This is a genomic window from Flavobacterium aureirubrum, assembly GCF_038739835.1.
Lineage (GTDB): Bacteria > Bacteroidota > Bacteroidia > Flavobacteriales > Flavobacteriaceae > Flavobacterium > Flavobacterium aureirubrum.
In genome coordinates, this window is sequence record NZ_JBCGDO010000147.1 from 1 (window position 1) to 285 (window position 285).

1 protein-coding gene is annotated in these 285 nt (G+C 29.1%); it reads right to left on the reverse strand.

What is annotated here, in order from left to right; genetic code table 11:
* Nucleotides 1-285 (reverse strand): GNVR domain-containing protein (locus tag WFZ85_RS16290; protein WP_342697287.1); only part of this gene is annotated, 285 nt, incomplete at both ends.

Genomic DNA, 285 nt, shown 5'->3' on the forward strand with positions numbered 1-285 from the left:
GCACAATTAATCCCATAAAAAAGGCCAAAACATAATTAACTCCTGTTTTTGGTCCTAGTAATCCACCACCTACATCTTTTGCTGGGTCAATAAATATTATATCGGAAATATTTGCTGCTTTAACTATTGATGCCTCACTTCGTTTTTGAAGAAATGTATTGTAAATGTTGTCACTTAGGTTATATTTTCGTGATAATTTTAACCATTCTTGTTTATTTTCTGGAAGCTTATTTATTTCTCTTTCAAGAGTTTGTATTTTATTATTAGCTAAGTTTAAATCGTAAT